The 25,344-nt window shown below is 66.8% G+C and carries 19 protein-coding genes; 6 read left to right on the top strand and 13 right to left on the bottom strand.

Translation table 11 applies throughout. From position 1 onward, the window contains the following. Positions 1-6: 6 nt before the first annotated feature. From ACLBWL_RS03235 to ACLBWL_RS03220, 4 genes are all read right to left on the bottom strand, one after another. Entirely contained in the window at positions 7-3,069 is a 3,063-nt protein-coding gene (locus tag ACLBWL_RS03235) for a diguanylate cyclase domain-containing protein (RefSeq protein ID WP_447790183.1), read from the bottom strand. A 150-nt stretch (positions 3,070-3,219) separates the two neighbouring features. Further along, complete coding sequence (locus ACLBWL_RS03230) at positions 3,220-3,672, bottom strand: hypothetical protein (protein WP_447790181.1); 453 nt, start codon at positions 3,670-3,672, stop codon at positions 3,220-3,222. Between the two features lie 40 nt (positions 3,673-3,712). Continuing rightward, positions 3,713-4,405 carry a VIT1/CCC1 transporter family protein gene (locus ACLBWL_RS03225; protein WP_447790180.1) on the bottom strand — a complete coding sequence of 231 codons (693 nt, stop codon included), beginning with the start codon at positions 4,403-4,405 and terminating at the stop codon, positions 3,713-3,715. Then, complete coding sequence (locus ACLBWL_RS03220) at positions 4,402-4,923, bottom strand: DUF3833 family protein (RefSeq protein WP_447790178.1); 522 nt, start codon at positions 4,921-4,923, stop codon at positions 4,402-4,404. The genes ACLBWL_RS03225 and ACLBWL_RS03220 overlap by 4 nt, the downstream gene beginning before the upstream one ends. Positions 4,924-5,336: 413 nt before the next feature. Between ACLBWL_RS03220 and ACLBWL_RS03215 the strand changes: the two genes are divergently transcribed. Then, on the top strand, positions 5,337-5,978 hold the full coding sequence (locus tag ACLBWL_RS03215; protein ID WP_447790176.1) for a phosphatase PAP2 family protein: 642 nt from the start codon (positions 5,337-5,339) through the stop codon (positions 5,976-5,978). 2 nt (positions 5,979-5,980) lie between these two features. Here the strand turns inward: ACLBWL_RS03215 and ACLBWL_RS03210 are convergent, their stop codons facing one another. Beyond that, the gene (locus ACLBWL_RS03210) at positions 5,981-7,333 is read right to left on the bottom strand and encodes a sensor histidine kinase (protein ID WP_447790174.1); all 1,353 of its coding nucleotides are present in this window, start codon (positions 7,331-7,333) and stop codon (positions 5,981-5,983) included. Beyond that, positions 7,320-7,997, bottom strand: coding sequence for a response regulator transcription factor (locus ACLBWL_RS03205; protein WP_447790172.1), 678 nt, complete (start codon positions 7,995-7,997; stop codon positions 7,320-7,322). The genes ACLBWL_RS03210 and ACLBWL_RS03205 overlap by 14 nt, the downstream gene beginning before the upstream one ends. Positions 7,998-8,154: 157 nt before the next feature. On the opposite strand from ACLBWL_RS03205, the gene ACLBWL_RS03200 reads away from it, so the two are divergent. Then, positions 8,155-9,396 carry a TolC family protein gene (locus ACLBWL_RS03200; RefSeq protein WP_447790170.1) on the top strand — a complete coding sequence of 414 codons (1,242 nt, stop codon included), beginning with the start codon at positions 8,155-8,157 and terminating at the stop codon, positions 9,394-9,396. 11 nt (positions 9,397-9,407) lie between these two features. Continuing rightward, positions 9,408-12,611: an efflux RND transporter permease subunit gene (locus tag ACLBWL_RS03195; RefSeq protein ID WP_447790168.1), complete on the top strand. Its 3,204-nt coding sequence runs from the start codon at positions 9,408-9,410 to the stop codon at positions 12,609-12,611. Between the two features lie 62 nt (positions 12,612-12,673). Here the strand turns inward: ACLBWL_RS03195 and ACLBWL_RS03190 are convergent, their stop codons facing one another. After that, positions 12,674-12,913, bottom strand: a complete 240-nt coding sequence (locus ACLBWL_RS03190; RefSeq protein ID WP_447790166.1) for a hypothetical protein — start codon at positions 12,911-12,913, stop codon at positions 12,674-12,676. A 110-nt stretch (positions 12,914-13,023) separates the two neighbouring features. Further along, entirely contained in the window at positions 13,024-13,467 is a 444-nt protein-coding gene (locus ACLBWL_RS03185; RefSeq protein ID WP_447790165.1) for a hypothetical protein, read from the bottom strand. Positions 13,468-14,155: 688 nt separating this feature from the next. On the opposite strand from ACLBWL_RS03185, the gene ACLBWL_RS03180 reads away from it, so the two are divergent. Next, a complete protein-coding gene (locus tag ACLBWL_RS03180; RefSeq protein WP_447790163.1) occupies positions 14,156-14,851 on the top strand; it encodes a prolyl hydroxylase family protein in 696 nt (231 codons plus the stop codon). A 16-nt stretch (positions 14,852-14,867) separates the two neighbouring features. Here ACLBWL_RS03180 and ACLBWL_RS03175 read toward each other — a convergent pair whose 3' ends face one another. The 5 genes from ACLBWL_RS03175 to ACLBWL_RS03155 form a co-directional block, all read right to left on the bottom strand. After that, positions 14,868-15,533 carry a L,D-transpeptidase gene (locus ACLBWL_RS03175; protein WP_447790161.1) on the bottom strand — a complete coding sequence of 222 codons (666 nt, stop codon included), beginning with the start codon at positions 15,531-15,533 and terminating at the stop codon, positions 14,868-14,870. A 76-nt stretch (positions 15,534-15,609) separates the two neighbouring features. Continuing rightward, a complete protein-coding gene (locus ACLBWL_RS03170; protein WP_447790159.1) occupies positions 15,610-18,249 on the bottom strand; it encodes a two-partner secretion domain-containing protein in 2,640 nt (879 codons plus the stop codon). 64 nt (positions 18,250-18,313) lie between these two features. Further along, a complete protein-coding gene (locus tag ACLBWL_RS03165) occupies positions 18,314-19,996 on the bottom strand; it encodes a ShlB/FhaC/HecB family hemolysin secretion/activation protein (RefSeq protein WP_447790157.1) in 1,683 nt (560 codons plus the stop codon). A 562-nt stretch (positions 19,997-20,558) separates the two neighbouring features. Further along, positions 20,559-21,269, bottom strand: coding sequence for a hypothetical protein (locus ACLBWL_RS03160; protein ID WP_447790155.1), 711 nt, complete (start codon positions 21,267-21,269; stop codon positions 20,559-20,561). Between the two features lie 78 nt (positions 21,270-21,347). Then, positions 21,348-22,748, bottom strand: coding sequence for an MFS transporter (locus tag ACLBWL_RS03155; RefSeq protein ID WP_447790153.1), 1,401 nt, complete (start codon positions 22,746-22,748; stop codon positions 21,348-21,350). Between the two features lie 293 nt (positions 22,749-23,041). Between ACLBWL_RS03155 and ACLBWL_RS03150 the strand changes: the two genes are divergently transcribed. After that, a complete protein-coding gene (locus ACLBWL_RS03150; RefSeq protein WP_447790151.1) occupies positions 23,042-24,091 on the top strand; it encodes a helix-turn-helix domain-containing protein in 1,050 nt (349 codons plus the stop codon). 123 nt (positions 24,092-24,214) lie between these two features. Beyond that, positions 24,215-25,342, top strand: coding sequence for an efflux RND transporter periplasmic adaptor subunit (locus ACLBWL_RS03145; protein ID WP_447790149.1), 1,128 nt, complete (start codon positions 24,215-24,217; stop codon positions 25,340-25,342). Positions 25,343-25,344 lie beyond the last annotated feature (2 nt).

Genomic DNA, 25,344 nt, shown 5'->3' with positions numbered 1-25,344 from the left:
TCACCGTCATCCGGCAGACGCCCGCGGATGCACGGGCGACATCCGCCACGTGCCACGTCCGGCCCGCTTGGCATCGTACAACGCGACATCGGCCAGCTTGTAGATCTCTTCGGTCGACTGCATCTCATCGCGACCGATCACCACGCCTATGCTCAGCGCGACTTGCAGTTTATGCTCGTGGATTGCCACCGGCCGCGTGAAAGACGTGTAGATACGGCGACAGACGTCGCCGATCGATTGCTCGCAGGCGATCCCGGTCAAAACGATCGCGAATTCGTCGCCGCCGAGACGGAAGATGCTGTCGCGCTCGCGGATCAACGCGGTCAGGCGATCGGCCACCTCGACCAGCAGCGCATCGCCGACATCGTGTCCAAGGTCGTCGTTGACGTGCTTGAACCGATCGAGATCGATCAGCAGCAGCGCGAACGGCCGCTGCCGTGCGTCGTGCAGATGCCGCGCCAGCACCTCGCCGTACAGCCGCCGGTTCCCGAGCCCCGTCAGCGTATCGGAATAGGCGAGCTTCTCGAGTTCGGACTGGCTGACGAGCAGTTCCGCGGTGCGATCCCTGACCAGGCGTTCGAGGATCTTCTGCCGTCTGCGCGTGGTCCGCGTCCGCAAATGATATAGCAGCACGATCGCCAACACGGTGCCAAGGATCGCCGTCGCGCGAAACAGGGTCGTTTCATACCAGCGGCGTTCGACATCGAGTTCGAGCGAGAGCGGTGCGCCAACCGCACGCAGCCCTGGACCCGCGGTCGATGCGAGCGCGCGCACCACCAGCGTCGACCGGCCGGGGGGAAGATTGGTGTAGCGCGCGATGCGATGTGCGGCATCGACGCGCGTCCATTCGCTTTCCAACGGAAACAGGCGGTAGGCATAGGCCTGATCGCGACTCCCGGCGAAGTCGAGCCTGGCGAATTCCGCGGTGAGATTGCGCTGGTCCGCGGGGATGGTGAGCAAGTCTGCGCTGGACGACGGGACGAAAGGCTTGCCACCGCTGGTGACGGCAGTGAACCGCAAGGCCGCCGATCCCGGGTTTCTCACCGGTGCGCGCGGATCGATCAGCGTCAGGCCGCCAAAGCCGGCGAACAGCAGCCGGCCATCGGGTAGTATGTCGCCTGCGCCCGTCCAGTTGGCGATGAACGCGACCCCATCCGACGCCCGCAACGCCGTGACCGTCAGGTGCACGGGGTCGATCCGGGCGATTCCCCCATCGGTACTGACCCAGATCGCGCCGTCCGATCCGAGCAGCAGCTTGTCGACGGTGTCGTGGGGCAGGCCTTCGGCGCGACCGATATGGCGGACCGCGCGCCAGTGCCCGCCACCCTGCTGGAAACCCGCGCGCCGCGCGAAGATGGTGATGCCGCCGCCGACCGTCCCGGCCCACAAACGCCCCTGTCGGTCGCCGAGCAAGGTGCTGACGTAATTCGCCTTGAGCCCGATCGCGGTTCCCGGCTGCGGGCGGATCCGCGTGACGGCACCGGTCGCTGCGTCGATCCGGTTCAGTCCGCTCGCAGTCCCGACCCACAATGAACGGTCGGTCGTGAACGCCATCGATCGCACGCGGGGATCGGTCAGCGACGCGGACCAGCGAGCCGGCACCGGCGCCCCCGGGCGCCGCACGTCGAGCACCGCGACGCCGTTTCCTCCCGCATACAAGGTCGTGCCGTCCAGCAGCAGTCGGTGGAAGGACTTCGCCGACAGCCGGCGCGCCGTTTGTCCGGTCATCGACACGGCGAACAACCCGTCGCCGCTTGCGGCAAAGGCCGTTCCGCCCATCGGGGGAAAGGCGAACGCCCGAACATCGCGCCGGGCACCCGGCAGTCGCTCGATATGTGCCCGCGCACCGTCCTTGCCGGGGATCAATCGCGCGGCCGGCATGTCCGAGCTTCCGTACCAGATCGAGCCGTCCGGGGCCGCACCGACCGACCATGCCGCGTCGGGCGACTGGGTGGGAGCGGAGCGGAGCGCACCGACGATTCCCAACACGCGCCGTGGTGCCGGATCGACATAGGCGATCGACGCATCGCCGACCGCCCAGATCAACCCGGCGCGATCGCGCGCGAGCGCGTTGAGCCCGTCTTCGGGCAGGCTGCTGGAAAGCAGCGGATCGTGCGCGATGCGGCGGACGCGGCGGACGGCCGGATCGATGATCCAGATGCCGGCGCGCGAGGCGGCCCACAGCTTTCCGCCGCCCGCCTCGATGATCGTACTCAGCGTCGGGATTTTGCCGCCGACCTCGATCGGCAGGTGGTGCACGGCCCGCGTGCGATCGACGACGTAGAACCCCGATTTACTGGTCGCGACCCACATCCCGCCGCGATCGTCGTCGTGCAGCGCGGTGATCACCCCGTCCAAATCGGATGCCATATCGGGGGCCGTCAATGCCACCGGCTCAAACTGCGCGGCGTCCTTGTTCCGGCGGAAAAGCCTGGTTCCGCTCGCGACCCACAGCACGCCGGCTCGATCGCGACGAACCGCCTGGACATTCCCTGCCGGTAGTCCGCTTGCCGCCCCGCTCCGGGCCCTGTCGACCACGTGATCGCCGCCCCGCAGATGCACCAGTCCGATATCGCTGCCGACCCAGAGTCCCCCCGCGCCGTCGTCGTCGATCGACTGGACATGCGCGTGGTCGAGCGCGGTCCGACCCGGCGGGCGGTGAAAGCCGTCGGTCGCCGGGTCGTAGCGCAGCAGGCCCTCCGCGCTCATCCCCAGCCACAACCGGCCCACGGCGTCCGTGAAAACCAGATTGACCATCGGCTCGGGCAACGCGCCGGCCCCCAGTGACGGATCGGTCGAGTACGTCTTGAACCCGGTCCCGTCCCACCGCGCCAGCCCGGCATCGGTCGCGATCCAGACGAACCCCTCGCCGTCCTGCGCGACCGATCGCGGCAGGCCGGCGTCGGGGATCCCATCGTCTCGCGCCGCGACCTTGAACAGCAGATCCGCGGTCGCGGCCCACGGGTCGGTACGGCCGACACCCGGCGCTATGGCCGTCTTCGCAGCCCGCGATATGTTCGTCGGCAGATAGGCATGCGCCGCGAGCGAGCACACGCCGCCCGCGATCAAAAACGCAAAAGATAGCCGACCCGATGTCACCGCGCTTCGATGACAGAGTGTTGTTTATACTTGCTTAAATGCGAGCCTTCGAAGGCGCCGGTCGATCATCTTGTACGTTTCATGCGTCAGGGCCCAACGCGGAAATCCGGATACCGACGTTCAGACGAGCAACAGCAGCAGCGGGAGGATCGTGCCGGCCGCGAGCAGATACACCGCGGTACGCCGCATCGTGCGGCTGGTAAGCGCGACGACGATACCGAGCAGCGCGGAGAGCAACAGGCCGACTGCCATGACCGCGACGAAGATCTTCAGCGGCAGCGGCGAAATCCGCGCGAACGGACGATCTTCGCCACCGCGCGACGGCTTGGCGGGCATGGCCGATGACTTGGCTGCCCGTGGCGCCTCCTGCTTCTCGCGCGGCAGCGACTGGTCCTTGTGAACGCTCGCCATCCAGACGATCCAGCCGGGCGGCGTCCCGCCATAGCCCTTGGCCTCCTGCAACCGGAAGGTCTGCAACGCACCGCTCAGCGCGAACAGCAGGATCCCAGGCGCGAAGAACATCCCCAGGTAGAAATGATACCGGCGCACGCGGCGCATCGTCTGGGCTTTCATCACGGTCTCCGGTGGCGGGCCTCGGTGCAGGGTATGGCGCTCATACCGCGGTGCCGACAAGATGCCCGATCCCGGCGGTCGCCGCCATCGCCGCCGCACCCCAGAGCAGGACTCGGACCGCCGGGCGCAACGGCTGGGCGCCCCCTGCCCTAGCGCCGACCACGCCGAGGATCGCGAGACAGACCAGCGTCGCGCCGATCACCACGACCAGCCGCTGCGGCGCCGGTGCGAGTGCAGCGACCGCGAGCGGCACGACCGCGCCGGTGACGAAACTCACCGCCGACGCGAACGCCGCCTGGACCGGGCGCGCCATGACGATTTCGGAAATGCCGAGTTCGTCGCGGGCATGTGCGCCAATCGCGTCGTGCGCCATCAGCTGCTCGGCGACCTGGTGCGCGAGCGTCGGCTCGAGCCCGCGCGCGACGTAGATCTGCGCGAGTTCGTCATGCTCGTGCGCCCAGTCGCCGGCGAGTTCGGCATGTTCGCGCGCGAGGTCGGCGGCTTCGCTGTCCGCCTGCGAACTGACCGAGACATACTCGCCCGCGGCCATCGACATCGCGCCTGCGACCATCGCCGCCGACCCCGCGACCAGCACCGCGCCGGTGGTCGCGCCCGACGCCGCGACGCCCGCAATTAGGCTCGCGGTCGAGACGATGCCGTCGTTCGCGCCGAGCACCGCCGCGCGCAACCAGCCGGTCCGCGAGACCAGATGGCGTTCGTGGTGCAGGCTCATGATATTTTCCTGATGGTTTCCTCGAGCGTCGCGACGGTGATGCCCAGCTTGCGGACGATCAGATGGTTCTGCGCCACTTGTGCATCCGCCGACAGCGTCAGCCACTGATCGACGCGCATGCCGCCCTTCATCGGGAAGCCGAGATGCAGCCGATTGCCCTCGACCTCCCCCGTCACCGGACCCGAGGCATCGGTCAGCGTGCCCGTATACCGGCCGTTGCCGAGCGGCCGGATCCGCCACTGCCGATCGCGCGCGGGCTTGCCCTGCTGTTCGATATGCTGATCGAGCAGCAGTACCCCGTCGGCGCCGACACGACCGATGCTGGTCACGTGCGTCGTGGTCGGCGCGTGCAGCACGATCTTGAGCGTGCCGACCCCGTCGAGGCGGCCTGCAAAGAAGCGCTCGGCTACGAAGTGCGGCGCGGTGCCGACCGGGGATGCGGGGGGCCCGCCCGCGCACGCTGCGAGTACCAGCGAGAGTGCGACCGGTAAGACTGGCCTCGGGATCGGATGCGGCATCTTGGACGAAACTTTCAACAGGCACTGGCGGCGGTCGGACCAGGCTAGCGCGATACCAGTCCGGAAGCCGGGCTCGCGGCCGCCTTGGCGACGTCGAGGGTCTGCACTGCACCTGGATTTTTACCTAAGGCATCGGCGTTGGCCGCGCTACCGGCAAAGATCTAAAATCAAGTTCATCCATCATGTTGGTCGACTAGCGAGCCGGTCCGAGAACGTGACACATGCTTCTTATTGATACTGCGTATCAGGTCGACGAGCGTTTTCTGAAATTGATGCACGACAACCAAAACGAATTGTGTCGTCGCCTGCCTTGATCCGTCACGAAATCTGCAGTGGATACACTTCCTTTTCAGTTTTGCGGACTGAGGGGGGAGCGTCCGGGCGGCGTCTTACCTGCATCTGGGAGGATGACAATGAAAGATGCTGCGCCGATCGCGCTGATTTGCGACCGTTACGCCGCCGTCCCCGACGCTACCGCGCGATCGGCCGACCCCGCGAAGCCGGTTCGCCGCGGACGGACCGTCGCGATTGCCGCGCTGGCTGTTCTCGCGCCGGTAGCATGGGCGTCGCCCGCAATGGCCGACCCGAAAGGCTGGGCCAATGCCAGCGATGTCGGTCGCGACCTTCTCGTCGGTGCTGCGCTCGGCGTGCCGGCGATCCAGGGCGACTGGCGCGGCGATCTCGAAGCGGGTGGCAGCATGCTCGTCGCGGGCGGCACCACGTTTGCGCTGAAGGAACTGATCCACGAGCGCCGCCCGGATCGGAGCGACGACAAGAGCTTTCCGTCGGGGCACACGTCGGTGTCGTTCGCCGCGGCCGCCTCGCTCGAAAAGCGCTATGGCTGGGAGGCGGGACTGCCCGCTTTGCTGGTCGCGTCGTTCGTCGGCGTCGCGCGCGTCCGGGCCGACAAGCATTACGTCCACGACGTGTTGGCCGGCGCGGTGATCGGCGGTGCCAGCGGGTTCCTGCTGACCTCGCGCCACGACGACCGCGTTAGACTGACGCCCTGGGCCGGATCGGGCGGAGGCGGCATCGACGTGGCGATGCGGTTCTGACCTCAGTCCGCGCGGGCCGGAGCCACCAGCGAGACCGCGCTGCCGACCTCGGCGAACCGCAGCGCGAAGCCGTGCAGGTCGGCGATCGCCTTGACCAGGCTGAGCCCGAGCCCGGCACCGTCGCAATCCTGCCGCCCGCGATAGAAGCGCTGCGTGACGAGCGACCGCTCGGCGATCGGCACGCCCGGCCCGTCGTCGGCCACGGTGACGACGACGCGCTCGCCCTCCTGCCATAACGACAGCCGGACGCGACCGTGCGGGGGACCGAACTTCATCGCGTTGTCGATCAGGTTCGAGACCGCTTCCATGAGCAGGCTCGCATCGCCCTCGACCGAGGCGGTCGTGGCGATCTCGCAAGTCAGGTCGATCCCGCGATCCTCCGCGGTCGGCCGGTGGAGTTCGCACGCATCCTCCGCGAGCCGCGCGAGATCGACCGCGGCGAAGCGACTGCGACGCGCATGATCCTCCAACTCGCGGATCCGCAGCAGCGCCGCGACGATCCCGAGCAGCGTGTCGACTTCTGCCAGCGCGGCATCGGCGACTGCCTCGAACTGCGCACGGGTATGCGCCTCGCGCAGCCCACGCTCGACGCGTGCACGTAGACGGGTCAGCGGCGTGCGCAACTGGTGCGCGATATCGTCACCGACGCCGCGAACCTCGGTGACGAGCAGCTGGAGCCGGTCGAGCATCGCGTTGATATGCGCACAGAGCAGCCCGAAGCTGTCGGGATCGGGCCCGACCGGCAGGCGCTCCGCCAGATCGCCCGCGACGATCCGCGCGGTCAGCTTGCGCACCGCGTCGACCTGCCGCGCCGCGCGTCGCCCGGCGGCGAGCCCGAACCCGATCGCCAGCAGGATCGCGGGGATCAGCGCGATCGCGAGCGACCGCTCGACCACCCGCAACGCCTCCTCCGCATCGTCGAGATCGACGCCGGTCACCAGCCGCGTCCCGTCGGGCATCGCGCACACGACCAGCCGCGCGGTGTCGCGGGTCTTGCCCGGCAGTTCGGTCGTCTCGACGTCGGCGATCACCGATCCTCGCGTGATCGCCGGCACGGGCAGGCGCGCGATATTACCCTCGATCAGCGTGCCGTCGGCGGCGAACAGCGCGAGGAAGCGATCGCGGTGGATATCGCGCGTCAGCATCGCCCGCACCGCCGACGGCCGCATCGGCGCCGCCGTTGCAGCCAGATCGCGGCAATCCCGCGCGAAACCGCGCTCCGCCATCCGCTGATGACTGCCGTTCGCCAGCACCCAGAACAGTCCGGCGACGACCAGCGACTGGACGATCAGCAATGCCGCGATCGCCCCGCCCCACCGCCATGTCGCGCGCGATCGCGGGTTAGAGCGGGACATCGAATACATAGCCCTGCCCGCGGACGTTGCGGATCAGTTGCGGCTCGCCCTCGCCGTCGACCTTGCGGCGCAGGCGGCCCATATGGACGTCGACGACGTTGCTGTTGGGCTCGAAAGTATAGCCCCACACGTCGCGCAACAGCATCGATCGCGTGACGATCCGGTCGGGGCGGCGCACCAGATAATCGAGCAGCTTCAACTCGCGCGGCAACAGGTCGAGCGCCCGCCCCGACCTGGTCGCAGTCCCCGCCAGCAGGTCGAGATCGAGCGGGCCGACGATCAGCCGCGTGTCGCGCGTCTCGTTGGGCCGCCGCAGCAACGCCTCGACGCGCGCGATCAGCTCGACCAGCGCGAACGGTTTGGGGAGATAGTCGTCGCCCCCCGCACGCAACCCCCGCACCCGGTCGTCGAGACTGCCGAGCGCACTGAGCACAAGCGCGGGCGTCCGCCGCCTCTCGGCGCGCAGCCGCGCGATCAGGTCGAGCCCCTCGCCATCGGGAAGCTGGCGATCGACGATCAGCAGGTCGACGCCGTCGTCCTGCGCCGCGGCGAAACCGTCCGCGAGCAGCGCGTGATGAGTCACCGCATAGCCGTTCGCCGCCAGCTCGAGCGTGATCTCGTGCGCGGTGCCGGCATCGTCCTCGATGAGCAGGATATGCGTCATGGGACCAGTTCGCAGTCCGGGGGACGCGCCGTCAATTGAATTGCAGTTCAGACTCTGAACGCGGATTTAATCGACGCGCCGCCAAGCCCTCCGCTACCGATTTTCCAAGGGTATGTCCTTGGAGAAGCACGTAATGCGGATTGTTGCCTTGGCCCTCATGGCTGGCGCCGTCATGCCGACCGCCGCGTATGCGCAGACCCCGGCCGGCGCCGCGATTTCGCTCGATCGGCTGGCGCAGGACGTCGTCGCCAACAATCCCGAACGGCAATTCTACCAGCGCCAGATCGAGACTGCGGGCGTCGAGCGGTCGGCGGCGGGACGCTGGGCCGACCCCGAGACCGTCGTCGAGTTCGGCCAGCGCCGTGCCGACGACCGCACCACGGGGATGCCGCTCGGCGACGGACTGACCTATGCCGTCTCGGTGGTCCAGCCGATCGAGTTTGGCGGCCGCATCGCGCTGCGCCGCGCGATCGCCGAGCGGCAGGTGGAGCTCGCGAAGATGGGTCTCCAGCAGTTCGACGCGACGCTGGCGGCACGCGCGCGGTCGCTCGGCTACGGGCTGTTTGCTGCCGACGAGAAGGCGGGCGTCGCGCGCGAAGTCGCGACGCGGATGCGAGCACTGGCGCGCGTAATCGTCTCGCGCGATCCGGCCGGCCCCGCCCCGCGCCTCGAAGCCGCCTCGCTGCAGGCGGGGGCGATCAGCGCGGAGCGGACCGCGGCGATGGCCGATGCCGAGGCGAACTCGGCGCTGTACGAACTCAACCAGTTGCGCGGCGCGCCGTTCGCCGCGCGGCTGCGGATCGTCCGCCCCGACATGGCGCTCCCCGATCTCCCCTCGGGCACGACCTTGGCGGCGAACGCCACCGCGAACAATTTCGAGCTGAAGGCGCTGCGGGCACAATTCGAGCAGCAGGGCCTGCGCGTCGATCTCGCGCGGAAGGCGCGCATCCCGACCATCGGCATCGGCCCCTATTACGACCGCGCGCGCTCCGACATCCGCGAAACCAATTACGGCGTGCGCCTGTCGACGACGATCCCGCTGTGGAACCGGCAGGCGGGCGAGGTCGCGGTCGAGCAGGGTCGGCAGGCGCAGGCGAACGCGACGCTGGTCAATGCCGAGCGCCGCATCGCGCGCGACGTGTTCGACCAGGCCGCGCAATATGAGGCGAAGCGATCCGCGCTCGGCAAATGGGATGGCACCACGCCGCGCAGCTTTGCCGATGCCGCCGACGAGGCCAATCGCAACTTCCAGCTCGGCGCGATCCCGCTCGCGATCTACATGCAGATGCAGCAATCCTATATCGAGGGGACCAACGCCGTGCTCGATACGCGGCGCGAGGCGATCGAGGCGCTGCTCCAGTTGCGCGCGCTCAACGGCGGCACCGCGCTCGCCCGATGATCGCCCGTTCTATGATGGGGGGCCTCCTCGATTTCGTCACGCGACGCCGGCTGGCGATCGCGGTGGTGACCGCGCTGATCGCGGCGGTCGGCCTGTGGTCGTTCGCCAATCTCCAAATCGACGCGATCCCCGACATCACCGGGGTGCAAGTGCAGGTCAACACGATGGTCCCCGCGCTCGCGCCCGAGGAGATCGAGCGCCTCGCGACGCTGCCGATCGAGCGCGCGATGGCGGGCCAGCCGGGGCTCGAGGAAACGCGCTCGCTGACCAAGACCGGGCTCAGCCAGGTGACGTTGCTCTACAAGGACGGCACCGACCAGATGCGCGCGCGCCAGCTCGTCACCGAGCGGCTGAACGCGGTCCGCGACCAGCTGCCGCCGGGCGCCTCGCCACAGCTCGCGCCGATCACCACCGGCCTCGGCGAGATCTATTACTACACGCTCGAATGGAAGCGACCGCCGGCGGGGATGGACGCGCAACGCCAGCTAATGGAGTTGTACGAGGCGCAAGAATACACGGTCCGGCCGATGCTGCGCGCGGTCACCGGCGTCGCCGACGTCAACACCAATGGCGGTCTCGAACAGCAGTTCGTTGTCGAACCCGATCCGCGCCGCCTTACGATGCACGGCGTGACCGCGGCCGAACTCGCGCAGGCGGTCGGCAAGAACGTCGAGAATGCGGGCGGCGGCATTATCGCGCGGGGCGCCGAGCGCTTTACCGTCCTCACCAACGGGCGTGTGACGAGCGCGACCGATATCGGCGCGATCCCGGTGAAGTTCGCAGGAGGAATCCTGCCGCTCCAGGTCCGCGATCTCGCCGACGTCGTGATCGGATCGGCGCCGCGACAAGGCGCTGCGACGCAGAACGGGCGCGAGACCGTGCTCGGCACCGTGATGATGCTGGTCGGGCAGAACAGCCGCGAGGTTGCGCTGCGGGTGCAGGACGCGCTGCCCGATATCCAGTCGGCGCTGCCCAGGGGCATGGTCGTCCACCAGCAATATAGCCGCGCCGACCTGGTCGACCGGACGATCTCGACGGTCGAGCATAATCTCGGCGAAGGCGCACTGCTCGTCGCGCTCGTGCTGCTGCTGGTGATGGGCAATTGGCGTGCGGCGCTGATCGTGACGATCGTCATCCCGCTCGCCTTCCTCGTCACCGTCTCGGGGATGCACGCGATCGGCGTGTCGGGAAACTTGATGAGCCTCGGCGCGCTCGACTTCGGTCTGATCGTCGACGGAGCGATTGTGGTGGTCGAGAACAGCCTGAGGCTGCTCGCCGAGCGCCGCCGCGCCAAGGGTGGAGACCTCACGCCCGACGAACGCCGCGAAACGGTGGCGGACGCAGCGCGAATGGTGGCGCGACCGACGATGTTCGGCATCGCGATCATCGCGCTCGTCTATGTCCCCGTCCTCAGCCTCGGCGGAGTCGAGGGCAAGCTGTTCCAGCCGATGGCGCAGGCGGTCATGCTGGCGATCTTCGCGGGCCTCGTCTGGACGTTCACGGTCGTCCCCGCGCTGTCCGCCTGGCTGCTCCGCGCACCAGCGAGCGAGCACGACGACACCCGCCACAAGGGCCTGATCGGACTCGCCGAGCGCGGCTATGCACCGACGCTGGAGCGCGCGCTCGCCCATCCCAAGCTGCTGGTGATCGGCGCGCTGGTCATGCTCGCGGTCACGTTCGGGGTGTTCAAGACTTTGGGTTCGCAGTTCACGCCGCAGCTCGACGAGGGATCGATCACCGCGATGGTCTATCGCCCGGTCGGCATGTCGCTCGACCGCAGCCTCGCGATCGAACAGGAAACCGAGCGCCAGATCCGCCGTCAATTCCCCCAGGTCAGCCACATCTTCTCGCGGATCGGCACGAGCGAGGTCGCGACCGATCCGATGCCGCCCAACGAGAACGACCTCTACATCTTCTACGCGCCCGAAAAGGATTGGCCGACCGGCGACGGCAAGCCGAAGACCAAGGACGAACTCGTCGCGGGGATCGAGAAGATCGGCCGGCAGGTCTACAAGGGCCAGAGCTTCGAGTTCGCACAGCCGATCGAGATGCGCTTCAACGAGATGCTCGAAGGCGTGCGCGCCGACGTGTCGGTGAAGATCTTCGGCGAGGATTACGACGTCCTCGAACGCGCCGCGAAACAGGCCAAGGCGATCCTCGACACGCAACCCGGCACCGAGCATGTCGAATTCGAAACCGCCGGTCGCCCCAAGAGCGTCGTCGTCGAACTCGATCACGCCGCGATGCTCCGCCTCGGCCTCGGCACCGCCGAAGTGAACACGGCAATCACCGACGCGATCGCCGGCGCCGAAGTCGGCTTCATCCCCGAGGGCGAGGCGCGCCACATGATCGTCGTCCGCATGCCCGAAAACCTGCGCGCCGATCCCGCCGCGATCCTCGCACTGCCGTTGCGCGTCGGCGAGTATGGCATGGTGCCGCTGTCGCGCGTCGCCCGACTGCGCGTGACGCCGAAGGTCGAGCCGATCCTCCACGACGGCGGCAAGCGGCGCGCGGCGCTGATGGTCACGCTCAACACCAGCGACCTCGCCGGCTACGTCACGAAAGCGCGTGCCGCGGTGGACGGCCAGGTCAAGCTCCCGCCGGGCTACCGGATTGAGTTCGGCGGCCAGTTCCACCAACTGGAAGCCGCGCAGAAGCGCCTGTCGATCGTCGTTCCCGCCGCGCTCGTGTTGATCTTCCTGCTGGTCTACGCCGCGCTCGGCAGCGTGAAGGAGGCGGCGATCGTCTATACCGGCATCCCGTTTGCGGTGACCGGCGGCGTGCTGGCGCTGTGGCTGCGCGGGATGCCGTTCTCGATCACCGCAGCGATCGGCTTCATCGCGCTGTCGGGGATCGCGATGCTCAACGGGCTGGTGCTGGTCGACCACATCAATTCGCTCCGCGACGGCCGCGACGGCGACCCGCGCACCGTCGACGATGCAGTCCGCGAGGGCGCACGCGATCGCCTCCGCCCGGTGCTGTCGACCGCGCTGGTCGCATCGATCGGCTTCGTCCCGATGGCGATTGCGAGCGGCGCGGGCGCGGAGGTACAGCGGCCGCTGGCGACTGTCGTGATCGGCGGAATTGTCACCTCGACGCTGCTGACGCTGCTGCTGCTCCCGAGCCTCTATCGTTGGCTGGTCCGGGACAGTGACGCCACCGCATCGCCCCAGCGGGAGCGCGAAAACAGCGAAAGGGCCAGCAGCACCGCGTGACCCGGCCTAGCGGCGAAGGTCGAGACGGCAGCCGCTCGGCCATCCGGTGCGATCACGGCTGGTCAGAGGTTGAAGTGGTGGCTCTTGATGTAGACCCGTGCACCGACGCTGGTCGGTCGGGGGCGGACGCGGTCGCCGATCGACTGCAGAAGATCATGGTGCGCGCCCACCCATTCGCAGAATTGTTCGCTGTCGACCGCCTCGCCCTTGGCCTGTTCGACCGCCTGTTTGGTGACGACGAGAATGTATCGGACCCCGTCACTCTGCGCCGGTAGCGTAATCGTACCCGGTTTGGCGGTCATTGGAGCACATCCTGCTGCTGCTCCGGCAGATACGACGGTCTATGTACTTCGGACGCAGACTGGTTTGCGGGCGCGTGTCTCAACACGAACGTCAGGATACTTGCCGCAGATCAGCGAGCGTAACAGGTCTGCATATAAGTGATGCGGCCACGGCCATCGGCATGCGTCGCGTCGCCGGGGAAATCGCGCATCGATTTCGAAAGGCGGTCGAACTCGCCGGGAGACAACCACCCCTGGATCTTGCCCTGTTGCACCGCCCAGCAATCCGCCGCAGCTTCACCCGGTCCGAAGATCTGGTGCGCGCATTCGTGGGTGTACCAGAAGAGTTGCTGCGCGCGGGGCATGTTGAGCAGACGCGGGTGCAGATAGATGCGGCCCTTATAGGCCGACGCGATGTCGTCGATCGGCTGGATCATCGTATCCACGGGGCCGCACGTCGCGCGGTATCCCGCCAACAGCAGCGCACCGGGCAGGATCAGCGTCTGCGCGGCGGCAGGTTGCGCTACGAGGGCGAGGAGCGACGCCGCAGCGACCGCTAGAAGTTTTTTTGACATGATGATCCTGGCCCCGCGAGAGGCAGGGACGAGCAAGAGCGGGAGATGTGATCGCGAGCTTGGTGCGAGGCGCGGCGGCCCGGCCGAGAGCGCTAGCCGAAGCAGACGAAGAGGATGGCAGTCCATAGAACGAAGGACAGCGGCACGGCATTGCAGATGCCTTGCAGGCAAGGCACCAACTGTCTGGCTGCGTGTGAACGATCCGTGGCCGATGCGGTATGATCGGCGGGCTGTCCAGCACGGGGTAATATATGGCCGTCGCGGGTTAGCGAGCGTCCAAAAGATGCGACGCGTTTCGCCCTTGGCAGTGCGTGCCCGTATAGTGATGATCCCGCGTCCGGATAGAATCTCGGTTGCATGGTAGGTCTCCGCCGATGTCCGTTAAATCACGTCACCTTGGCTCCTGCCGGCAGCGGAGCATGGGATGTTCCCTAACTCTTCGGTCTGGTGCGGCTTGCGCGCATCCATCAGAGGGCTTCCGCGACCCAGTCGCTCAGCGAACCTAACCTGTGTTGGTCGTATAAGATAAACGTAAGTAATTGGATAAGGATGCACGTTGTAAGATATTGATCTAAGTTTAATAACCTAAATTATACGTTAATCATGTTTGATCGTTTTTCCGCGTAATCCGACGGCGGAATCCGGTGTTAACCATGGCTCATCGATTGGCCGAAGCGAGGATTTTGCGTTGAATTCTTCCCCGAAAAGTCCTGACGATCGTCGCGACGGTCAGTTCGAAGCATTGGCACGATCGGACTCGGCCGCCGACGTCCGCGAACGGATCCTCTGTTATCCGCAGGCGGTCAGGATGCCGGCGAACGGCGTCGAACTGTATATCGTCCGCAACTTCCTGACGCTCGACGAATGCGCCGCACTGATCGCGCTGATCGATGCCAATCGCGTCCCGTCGCCGGTCGTTGCGGACTCGCCGGTGCCGTCGTACCGGACGAGCGAGACCTGCTATCTCTATCCCGGCCCCGACGCGGTGACGGCGGTCGAAACCAAGCTGGACGCCTTGACCGGGCTAGAGCCGCGCTACGGCGAAGCGCTGCAAGGGCAACGCTATGCAGTCGGCCAGGAGTTCAAGCCGCATCACGATTATTTCGATACCGGCCAGCGCTATTGGCAGGATCAGGTGACGATGGGCGGCCAGCGGACCTGGTCGGCAATGACCTTCCTCAACGAACCCGAGGCGGGCGGCCGGACCAACTATCCGACCGCGGGCGTGGCGATCGCGCCGAAAGCGGGCAATCTCGTGATCTGGAACAACATGGACGAGTATGGCGCGCCGAACCCCGGGTCGCTGCACCAGGGCATGCCGGTCGAGCGCGGCGTCAAATATGTGCTGACAAAATGGTATCGCGAACGGCCGTGGTGCCAATGAGGCCGATCCGCGCGGTTCAGCCCGGCGTTGCGATGGACGCAGCCGAGGCGGATGCGGTGGGGGCCGCCGCGATGGGGGCCGCCCCAATGGGGACAGCGAAGACGGTGCGCAGCGGTTTCGTCTCGGGCAGGATGTAGACGATCCCGACGGTGCCGACGAACATCGGTTTGACGATATCGTCGTAGAATTTAGCGGGGACGTTGACGCAGCCATACGAGATCCGGTTGTCGCTCGCAGTCGCCGATGCGAGACGACCCGCGCGATTGTCGACCTTGCGACCGACGATGACGCGGTGCATCGACAGCGCGGCGTTATAGTCGATCCACAGGATATCCTGGTCGAAATCCTGCCCCAGCGACGCTTCGAACCGGCCCGCGGGCGTGGTCCGTTCGGCGGGCGTGATCGTCGCGAGTTTGCGCTGGCCGATCCCGGGAACGCTGTCGTCGCCCCGCGCCATCCCGAGCAGTGCGGGTGCAGCACCGCGCAACGCGCCCGCCTTGTCGAACACAAAGACCTTAGCGTTGACCTTGTCGATGACCACGAACGGGAGCGCGTGGTTGTCGTGCGAGGTCACCACCCAGTTTGCCGTGTCGCGGACATCGGCGGAGGCGACCTCACCGTCGAATCGAGCGGCTGGCTGGTCGCCCGCGAACGCGATCGACGGCGCGCTTGCCAAGGCCACCGCGACCAGGATTGCGGCGTATCGAGACGATCGAGACGCGTTGAAACCGGTCCCGGACGGGCCTTGGGCGAGCATCTTAATGCCGCGCCTGCTTGCGCGGATAGACGGGCACGGCGGGCGCGACGGGCGTCGGCTGGACGAACGGGCGGTCGACGACCGGCGCGGGCGTCGGCGGCATTTCCGTCACCGTCACGATCGGCGGCGACACCGGCACCGGCGGGGTCACACCACCGCGTACTATCTCGACCTCCGGCGTGGTCGGATACCTGACGGGAACCGGCGGGACATAGAGCGGCGGCCGGATCGCGGTCGGCAGCAAGGGCAGAGTGGGCACAGCCGGCGGAGTTGGTGTCGGTGTCGGTGTCGGTGTCGGTGTCGGCGTCGGCGAGGGAGCAGGTGAAGGCGCTGGCGACGGTGCTGGGGCCGGCGCTGGGGCCGGCGCTGGCGCGGGTGACGGGGCTGGCGATGGAGCAGGTGCCGGCGACGGCGCTGGTGCTGGTGCTGGTGCTGGTGCTGGTGCTGGTGCTGGTGCTGGTGAGGGCGCGGGGGCCGGTGCTGGGGCCGGTGCCGGTGCTGGTGAGGGCGCAGGAGCCGGTGCCGGTGCCGGTGCTGGCGCGGGCGACGGGGCCGGTGCCGGCGCTGGCGCGGGTGACGGGGCCGGCGATGGAGCAGGTGCCGGCGACGGTGCAGGTGCTGGTGCGGGGGCGGGCGCAGGTGCCGCTGCCGTAATCGTGCCCGTCGTGCGGTTTCCAGTGGTGCAGCACGAGCTCGCCAGCGCGTACTGCGTCGCGTTCGTGCCGGTCAGCGTATACCCGCTGTAGCTGACGCCGATCCCGGTGCCCGCTGCGGTGCTGTCGAACGTCGCGGTCGCATTCGGGCCGGCGACGAGCGCCACGCCGGTCGGCGTGCCCGAGATACCGGTCGTGTTGAACCCGCTGAGCACTGCGGTATTAGTGCCGTCCGCCGTCTTCTGCGCGGTCGGGAACAGCAGCATCCGCTGCGTGATCGCCGCCCCCTGCGTCAGGACGAAGTTGGTCGAGAAGTCGGTCGGCGTCGTATAGGATACCGGGTTGTAGTCGATCGTCACCGGCGCTGCGGTCACCGTGGTCGGCGGCGCGAGCGCGGCAAAGACGATCGTCCCGCCGTTCACGCCCGGCCCGGTGCCGTTTCCACCCGAGATCAAGGTCAGCCCGACCGGCAGGGCGAGGCTCTGCGCGGGGATGGTCGTCCCCCTGGTCAGCGTCACCGCGGCGGCGATCATCACGTCCAGCCCGGCGCACAATGCGATATTACCGTCGGTCGTGCTGATCGCCGCATTGACGTTCACGTTGCGACCCGCGTTGAGCAGGATGCTGCCGTTGGTCGTCGTCAGCGCCGCGTTGACGTTCACATCGCGTCCGCAGCACGCGACGATATTGCCGTTGGTTGCGGTGACCGGCGCAGCGAACAGCACATCGCGAAACGCATTCAGCCGCAGCGTCGTCGGCGTGCCCGATGCGCTCCAGGCGACCGCGTCGTTGACGATGATGTCGCCGTTGCCGACCGTCGTATCGCCCGCCGCCGGGATCGTGCTGATCGTGATGTCGGTGGTCACCAGCTGCGCCGACAGGGTCGCGCCGGAAATATTGCCGCCCGCGCCGATGACGTAATCCTGCGGATCGATCAGCCATGTGCCGATGGTGCCGGCGGGCGCGACGGTCGAGACCTTGGCGCTGTCCGCGACGTTGACGGTGGCGGCGGAGGTCTCGATGAAACCGCCATTGCCACCGACCGGTGCGCTCGCGTCGAGGCCGCCGCTGACCGTGACGGTGCCCGTCTTCATGTCGCCGAGCAGCAGAATCGTGCCCTCGCGGTTCTGCAGCGTGCGCGCCTCGACGATTCCGCTGTTGTTGACCGCGGTGTGGAGCAGGTCGCCCGCGCCTTGCGCGGTCATCACGACCTTGCCGCCGTCGGCGCGAACCAAGCCGCCGTTGCGGACCAGAGCGCCCACCGCCCCCTTGTCGACCACGACGTTGAGCAACCCGTCACCGGCGACGTCGAGCGTGATCGCCTCCCCGCCCGCCAGCACGACGGTGCCGAAATTGGCCTTGATCGTGCCGGTGTTGCCGACGTTCGCGCCGAGCAGCGCGACATAGCCGTTCTTGGCGGTGATCGTGCCGTCGTTCTGGACGCTCGCGCTGCTCGTGCCGGAGAAACTGGTCTTGCCCGCGAGAAAATCGGCATCGGAAATGTTGAGCGTCGATGCGACCAGCCCACCGACGTTCACGTTCGCCGACTTGCCGAACAGGATGCCATTGGCGTTGACCAGGAACACCTTGCCGTTCGCCGACAGGTTGCCGAGGATCACCGACGGGTCCGCACCAAGCACGCGGTTGAGCGCGACCGAGCTGCTGTTGGGCTGGTCGAAGACGACGCTCTTGCCCTTGCCGATCGAGAAGGACTGCCAGTTGATCGCCGCGCGGTCGCTGGTCTGCGTCACGGTCAGCGACTTGTTGCCGGTCGCGATGCTTGCCTGGCCCCCCACCACTTCGCCGCCGGTCGGCAGCGTCTGCGCCTCGACCGGCCGCGCGGCGATCGTGCCCGCGAGGCTGAAGCCGATCAGCCACGCGAACCGCGCCAGGCCGGTCGTCCCGAACAGCCCGCCCCGCCGCGTGCGCGAGATCGCCGCCGGTGCGGGAGGGCTGATGTTCCTGATCGTCGAGGGGATGGGGGTCATGAGCGGTATCCTTGGTAGCGGCGGCTGGCCGCAAAATTCGGGGGGCCAGCGTTTGGCTGCGCGATCAGAACGTCTTCGAGAGCTGGAACCAGGCGCGCCCCGACTTGTCGGGCGCAGACGTCGCATCGGCGCTACCGAGTTTCCGCGCATAGGTCGCCTTGGCGGCGATCCCGTATGGCCCGGCCCAGCTCAATCCGCCGCCGTACGCGCTGCGGGTCGCGTGGTTGGACCCGTCGAAATATGGATGCTTGACGTAATCGACCTCGCCGACGTCGACGAACCCGAACAATTGCAGCGAACCCGGCAGGATCTGCGGCAACGCAACTCTCGCTTCGGCGGTTGCGACATAGCCCTGATCACCATACGCCTCGCCTTCGGGATAGGCGCGCACCGCATAGGCGCCGCCCAGCTCCATCTTCTCGGAGATGTCGAGATTGTCGAACGCGATCTGGCCGCGTGCCGAGGCGAACAGCGACAGCGGCCCGGCGATCGTCTGCAACCGCGCAATGCTGAACTGGACTTTGCCGTAACGGCCGTCGGTGCGCGCGGTCTGCGCATCGACCGAACGCTCGAACGCGCCGCGGATATCCAGATTGCCGACCGAATAGCTGAGCGAATACGCGCTCCAGCCACCACCGAGCACTGTGTCGTGCTCGTCGCCGCTCAGACCGATGTTGAGGACCTGCGCGCGGCGATAGCTGACGGTATCGACGACGCCAATCTTGTCCTCGAACCACTTCATGTCGCCGCCGACGGTGAAATACAGGTTGTTCGCGCGCGACCGGATCAACGGGTAGCTGGCATAGACGCTGGCGACGTCGGCGTTGCCGCTCGCGTCGAGGCTGTCGAATTCCTTGCCGAGCGAATAGTCGAGATGCGCATACGCCACCCCCAGCGTCACCTTGCCGATCGGCGCCTGATACGACGCCCGGCCGTATGCGAGGCCCGAGAACGACGTGAGCGCGCGCAGGCTGAGCACGTCGCCCGAACCGGTCGGGTTGTTCCAGTTGACCGTTCCGCCGACGCGATACGCACCGGTATAGCGGCTACCGGCATTGTCGGCCTCGACGCTGCCGGTGATGCTCTCGCCGGGGGTGATGTCGACCAACAGGTCCGATGTGCCGACCGCGGTGCCGGGGCTGAGCGTCGACCTGACGCGCACGCCGGGAACATCCGACAGGATCAGCAGACGGCGTTCGAGCGGCGCCACCGCCACCGGATCGCCGACATCGAGACCGCTGAGGATGCCGTTCGCGACCCGATCCGACAACCGCGATTCGTTCTTCACGCCGACCGCGCCGAAGCGACCCTCGAGAACCGTGATCGTGACGGTGCCGCTCTGCAGATCCTGTTCGGGGAGATAGGCCTGCGCGAGAAAATACCCGCGACTATTGTAATAGCCGGTGATGTTCGCGGCGAGCGTCTTCAGTCCCGCCAGATCCAGTTCGGTGTTGGGCCTGAACGTCGACGCCGCAACCAGATCGCGTTCGGAGAACAGCGTCGCGCCGGTCACGCGGAGCGATCGCACCAGCGCCTTGGGGCCGCCTGCCGCGGGTATCTCAGTCGGTGACTTGCGGTCCAGCTGGAGGTCCGCGGGTGACTTTTCATTCAGGGGCACCGGCGGAATCTGTTGAAGCAGCCCGCCCGCGCCAACCGGAACCTGCGCCTGCGCCGCCTGACCGGATATCATGAGCGCAGCGGTATTCGCCGCAGCGAACGCGGCCACGCGGAGGGTCGACTTGAACATAAGCACCTCGAAAATCACCGCGGATGGCAAATACGGGTCTCCCATCCGCAGCAGCGGGAGTCGTTTTGGCGTTCAGGTCTGAAGCGTCCGAAGCGAGGACGAAGCCTTAGTCAAACTCGGTCCACAATTTTTGGCGGACACGTAACACGATCGAATTACGACGAATTGTACGCAGCGTCCTTCAACGCTTCCGGGCGACCATTCCAATCGAGCCGACAGGTTCTTAACTTATGTAAGTCACTTTAAGTGTTTGCAAGTTATATATCTGGATCAATTAACATTTATTTAAAAATCAGCCCTGGTTCGGCCTGCCGAATTGTGTCGCCGTAACGCGGTGTAACGGGATGAAAAAAATCACGATATCGCTCTTCGCCCACGATGATCCCGGGCTCATCCACAAGGCAAAGGTTGGTCCTTTATTTGATCGACCAAGACAGTGCAGCGAAGACTGGTGAAGAGTCTGGCCGTCCCCCCCCCAGGTCAATGATCGTGAGGCTACCCCGGCCGGCAAAGCTACGTTTGTGAATCCTGGGCGTCGGAAAAATCCGTCCGGTGTGGAACACTAATGGGTAACTCCGCGCCCTGCTTCCCCCTTGGCCGGTATATGCGGCGCGAAATCGAGCACGGCGCGCGTATAGGTCTCGACCACTTCGCTGAACGGCGTTCCCGCCGCAGTAACGAGCAGCGCGCGATTCTCGATGACGTACGGCGGAATATCCAACGTCGCAGTTTCGGGTGGAAGTGGCGCGCCGGTGTCCCAGCCGGGCGGCAACGGCGACCATAGCAGCCTTGCTGACAGCGTCTGGCGGCGGAAGTGGAGGGGCTGCACCACGCGGCCGAAGGGGATGTCGCTGGCGTCGAGTGCGGCATTCATCTGCGGCGTCAGTCGCGACGGAACGTACCAGTTATCGGCCTCCGACAGGACGCGCGCACCGCAGCGCAGCCGGACCCGCCTGTAGCGGATCGGCTCGTCGTCGGTGACGCCGAGACGGCGGCGTTGATCGGCGTTCGGCGTCTTCGTGATCGTCCGGTCGCGATCGGCGACGATCTTGCTGCCCGGTGCGGCGATGTGATGCGCGGCACACCAGTCGTCGAGTGCCAGCGTCGCGCTGTCCCGCGTGAGCAGCATGAGTTCGAGCGACTGGAGGGCGGCGAGGCTCTCCGCCCTGCCAAGCGTGTCGCCCGGCCAAGTATGCGAGGACAGCGTTGCGGCACCGGCCGGCGGGCTCCCGCCAGACAGACCAGCCAGCAGGGCCAAGGCAGGATAGATCATTCAAATCCTCCAGAAACGATCACGGCACGCCGGTCGAGCGCCTGGCTCGAGTCGACGAAAAAGCGAGTTGGGAAATCTTCAGGCCGCAATGTCTTCCAAGGCGCGGTTGGCCGTACGAGGGCCGAACATGCCGATCGCGACGATCACGATCAGATACGCGGCGCCGATGAACGCGAACACGCCCGGGACTCCGCCCTGGCGCAACACGAACGCGATCAGAAAGGCGTTGAGCATCGCCGAGATCCGGCTGAACGCATAGACGAAGCCGATCGCCTTGGCGCGGATCCGGGTCGGGAAGATTTCGGCCTGATAGGCGTGATACGCAAACGAGATGGTGTTGCCCGCGACGGTCAGCACGATTCCGAGCAGGATCAGCACCGCCGCATTGGTAGCGACCGCGAAAAGTCCGCCGGCGAGCACGACCGTCGCGGCGCCGGCGACGATGATCCATTTGCGTTCGAAACGATCGCCGATCGCAAGACCCAGCATCGGCCCGACCGGCGCGGCGAGCGCGATGATCGCAGTATAGGCCATGCTCTTGGTGACCGGGATGCCATGCTCGATCAGCAATGTCGGAACCCAGTTGGTGAACCCGAAATAGCCGATCGTCTGGAAGACGTTGAAGACGATCATCATGATCGTGCGGCGGCGATAGGGCGCGCGAAACATCTCGCCGAACTGGCCGGCCTGAACCGTCGGGGCGTCGGCAGCCGGCGAAGGGAGGGGGGCGCCGCTTTCCTGCGCGATCCGTCGTTCGAGATCGATAATGATCGCCTCGGCTTCGGCGAAGCGCCCTTTCTGCACCAGCCAGCGCGGGCTCTCGGGCAGGCCCCGGCGGATATACCAGACCGCGATCGCACTGGTCGCGCCGATCAGCACCACCCAGCGCCAGCCGTCGAGGCCGAGCGGCGCAAGCGGGACCAGGATCCACGACAGCAGCGCGACGATCGGCACCGCGACGAAGCCGACCGTCTGGCTGAGCGCGATCGCCCGACCGCGGACATGCCTGGGGACGAGTTCGCAGATATAGGTGTCGATCGTGATCATCTCGACGCCGAGCCCGATCCCGGCGCAGAAGCGCAACGCGTTGATCGCCATCGCGTCCGACTGGAACGCCATCGCCACCGATGCGGCGGTGTAGCCCAGCAAGGCCCAGGTGAAGACCGCCCGTCGCCCGAACCGATCGTTGCAAGCGCCCGCGACCATCGTGCCGACCGTCAGACCGGCGAACAACGCCGCGATGAACGAGGCGACCCCTTGCGTGCCGAACAACCCGGCGGTGGTCGTGCCGAAAATGCCGGTGCGGACAAGACCGGGCGCGATATAGCCCGACAGCAGCATGTCGTAGAGTTCGAAGAAGAACGCCAAGCTGAGCAGCGCGACGATCATCCATACCGTCCTCGTCGCGGGCAGCCGGTCGAGCCGCGCAGACAGGCTGCCGCTGGTCGTCATCGTCGGCTTTTGTGAAGGTCTCAGCACATCGCTCTCCGCTTGCTCAAGGGCGAAACGCTCTTCCGGCTCCCGATGGTATCAAGTTATGTCGGTATGATGACGACCCGCATTGCTTTCCGGTATTTTGCCGAGACATTGCGCGCCGACGGGAGCGACCGAACGTCCTCGTCCTGGGCGGTGCGCTCGACAGGTGCAGCGAACACCTAGCACGAATATGGGTTGTCCGTCCGCGTCCGATAATCGGAAACGGTAGTCCTAGACATACTAGCAGTACCGTGGTGTTCGTCGTTCATGCCAAGCACGACCCGATATCGTAGCCAGTGATCCTGGCGTTCGACCTCTTGTTTCGCGGCGGTGCTATCGGGTTGCTGATGCTGGCTGCGGTCGTGTTCGCGCGGTCGCCAGCATCCTTACCGAGCCGATTCGGTTTGGCGCTGACGCTCTGCACGGTAGTCGGCACGCTGGCCGGACTGCCGCATGCGCCGACCGTGTTCGATCCAGTGCTGGACCTGTGCGCCAACGCCGCCATCCCCTTGTTCTGGCTCTTCGCGCGCGCGTGGTTCGACGATGGGTTCAGGCCCAGGTCGGTCGATACGGCCCTGACGGCGGCGTATTTGTGCTGCACCTTTTACGGTAGCCTGCAGGGACGCGGACTGGCGGCCCCGATCGAGGGTCTGGATATCGTGGTCTACCTCGCAGGCGTTGCGTTCGCGATTCATGCGCAGTGGCTGGCGTGGTGCAATCGGCAAGGCGATCTGGTCGAAGCGCGGCGGCAGGCGCGGACGATATTCGTGGTGTCGGTCGGGCTCATCATCCTGTGGCTGCTGGGCAGCGAGATCGTCGGCCGCGCGACGGGAGAACTCGCCGAGTCCGGGATGGCATCCGCCGCCGGGTTGTTCATGGGCGCGTTCGTGATCACCGCGCTGCTGTTCGGATTGCGGCACCCCGAGGTTTTCCTGAGCGCGGATGCCGGCTCCGTGGTCGGTGAGGCCCCCGCGACGGCCGTGGCGCCCGGACAGCTTGATGCCGCCCTCGTCCGGAGCCTGTCCAGGATGATGACCGAAGACCGCGCCTACCGCGATCCGGACCTCACGATCGGCATGATCGCCGCACGCGTAGAAACCCCCGAATACCGCGTACGGCGGCACATCAACGGCGGGCTCGGCTATCGCAACATCAGCGACTACCTCAACGAACACCGGATCGCCGAAGTCCGCAGCGCGCTGGCCGACCCCGCGCAGGCAGACGTGCCGATCCTGACGATCGCGATGGATGCCGGGTTCGGCAGCCTCGTGATGTTCAACCGCGTGTTCAAGGAACGCCTCGGCGAAACCCCGAGCGCATTTCGACGGCGTAATCTCAGCAGCTAGGGACGTCGGCTCCTACGCGTAAACACCAGTCGTTTTCGAAACTGACTGGTCGATTTCGAGGACCAGCAAGCCGGGATCATCCCGGATCGGCAGGGCGACCGCGTCAACCAACGGGACGCGACGATGCCGAAGATTTCCACTGCCCCGACCAAGCTTCCGAGTAGGCTCCCGACAAGGCTGGTCGCCATCGGTCTGACCCTCCTCGCCTGCGCCGGCTGTTCCTCCGATCCGGTCGCGTTGCCGAGATCCGACGCTACGCTCGTCGATGTCGTCACGATCCATCGCGCCGGCGGTCAGACCTCCGAGTTCGAGGGCGTCCTGCGCCCGCGCCGCGATATCGCGCTTGGGTTCAAGACCGGCGGCCGCGTGCTCGCATTGACCGTACAGGTCGGCGATCACGTCCGCGCCGGGCAGCTTCTTGCCCGCCTGTCGCGCGCCGAAGCGATCGCCGATACCCGCCAGGCCCGCGCCGAACTCGCGGCCGCGACTGCCGAAGCGATCCGGGCAGACGATGCCGCTCGGCGCGCGTCCGGACTTGACGGGATCGGCGCGCTGTCGACCGCCGAGGTCCAGGACCGCGCGCTGACCGCGAAGGCGGCGGCAGCCAAGCGCGACGCGGCGCGTGCGGCATTCGAACACCGCCGTGTCGCTCTTGCCGACGCGGAACTGCTCGCGCCCGAAGACGGGGTGGTAACCGAACGCGCGGTCGAGTCCGGCACGATCGTCGATGCCGGCAGCACCGTCATCCGGCTGGCCGCGGGCGGTCCCGAAATCGAAGTTCGCGTGCCCGAACGCACACGGTTGAGCAGCGGCACGATGGCCGATGCCACCTTCTGGTCGACCCCCGACACGATCGCCGAAGCCCGCCTGCGGCTGATCGGGCCGGCGGCGGACGGTGCACTGCGGTTGCGGACCGCGCGGTTCAGCGTGCTCGGCGATGTTTCGAGTATCCCATTCAACAGTTCCGCGACGCTCACGTTGCGACTGCCCGACCCCAAGGCGACGATCCGCGTGCCGCTCACCGCGCTCGGCGCGCAGGGGAGCCAACCGCATGTCTGGTCACTGTCGAGCGCCAGCGGCAAGGGCGCCAACCGCGTCCACCGCCAGCCCGTGCATCTGGTCGAATTGCGCGGCGACGATGCGATCGTCTCCGGCCTGGCAGACGGCCAGCGGATCGTCGCAAGCGGGGGCGACACGCTGTCCGAAGGGCAGCACGTCGTCATGGCCGGCCTCGTCGCCGGCGGCAATTGAGC

This window comes from Sphingomonas sp. M1A8_2b (assembly GCF_053345535.1).
The sequence above is the reverse complement of the archived record's forward strand: the minus strand, read 5'-3'. Positions and strand labels throughout refer to the sequence as shown.

Coding starts and splice junctions, on each gene's coding strand:
- ACLBWL_RS03145 (WP_447790149.1), top strand. CDS start 24,215: ATGCCGAAGATTTCCACTGCCCCGACCAAGCTTCCGAGTAGGCTCCCG.
- ACLBWL_RS03165 (WP_447790157.1), bottom strand. CDS start 19,996: ATGTTCAAGTCGACCCTCCGCGTGGCCGCGTTCGCTGCGGCGAATACC.
- ACLBWL_RS03220 (WP_447790178.1), bottom strand. CDS start 4,923: ATGCCGCATCCGATCCCGAGGCCAGTCTTACCGGTCGCACTCTCGCTG.
- ACLBWL_RS03215 (WP_447790176.1), top strand. CDS start 5,337: ATGAAAGATGCTGCGCCGATCGCGCTGATTTGCGACCGTTACGCCGCC.
- ACLBWL_RS03210 (WP_447790174.1), bottom strand. CDS start 7,333: ATGTCCCGCTCTAACCCGCGATCGCGCGCGACATGGCGGTGGGGCGGG.
- ACLBWL_RS03185 (WP_447790165.1), bottom strand. CDS start 13,467: ATGTCAAAAAAACTTCTAGCGGTCGCTGCGGCGTCGCTCCTCGCCCTC.
- ACLBWL_RS03225 (WP_447790180.1), bottom strand. CDS start 4,405: ATGAGCCTGCACCACGAACGCCATCTGGTCTCGCGGACCGGCTGGTTG.
- ACLBWL_RS03170 (WP_447790159.1), bottom strand. CDS start 18,249: ATGACCCCCATCCCCTCGACGATCAGGAACATCAGCCCTCCCGCACCG.
- ACLBWL_RS03200 (WP_447790170.1), top strand. CDS start 8,155: ATGGCTGGCGCCGTCATGCCGACCGCCGCGTATGCGCAGACCCCGGCC.
- ACLBWL_RS03190 (WP_447790166.1), bottom strand. CDS start 12,913: ATGACCGCCAAACCGGGTACGATTACGCTACCGGCGCAGAGTGACGGG.
- ACLBWL_RS03195 (WP_447790168.1), top strand. CDS start 9,408: ATGATGGGGGGCCTCCTCGATTTCGTCACGCGACGCCGGCTGGCGATC.
- ACLBWL_RS03160 (WP_447790155.1), bottom strand. CDS start 21,269: ATGATCTATCCTGCCTTGGCCCTGCTGGCTGGTCTGTCTGGCGGGAGC.
- ACLBWL_RS03230 (WP_447790181.1), bottom strand. CDS start 3,672: ATGAAAGCCCAGACGATGCGCCGCGTGCGCCGGTATCATTTCTACCTG.
- ACLBWL_RS03205 (WP_447790172.1), bottom strand. CDS start 7,997: ATGACGCATATCCTGCTCATCGAGGACGATGCCGGCACCGCGCACGAG.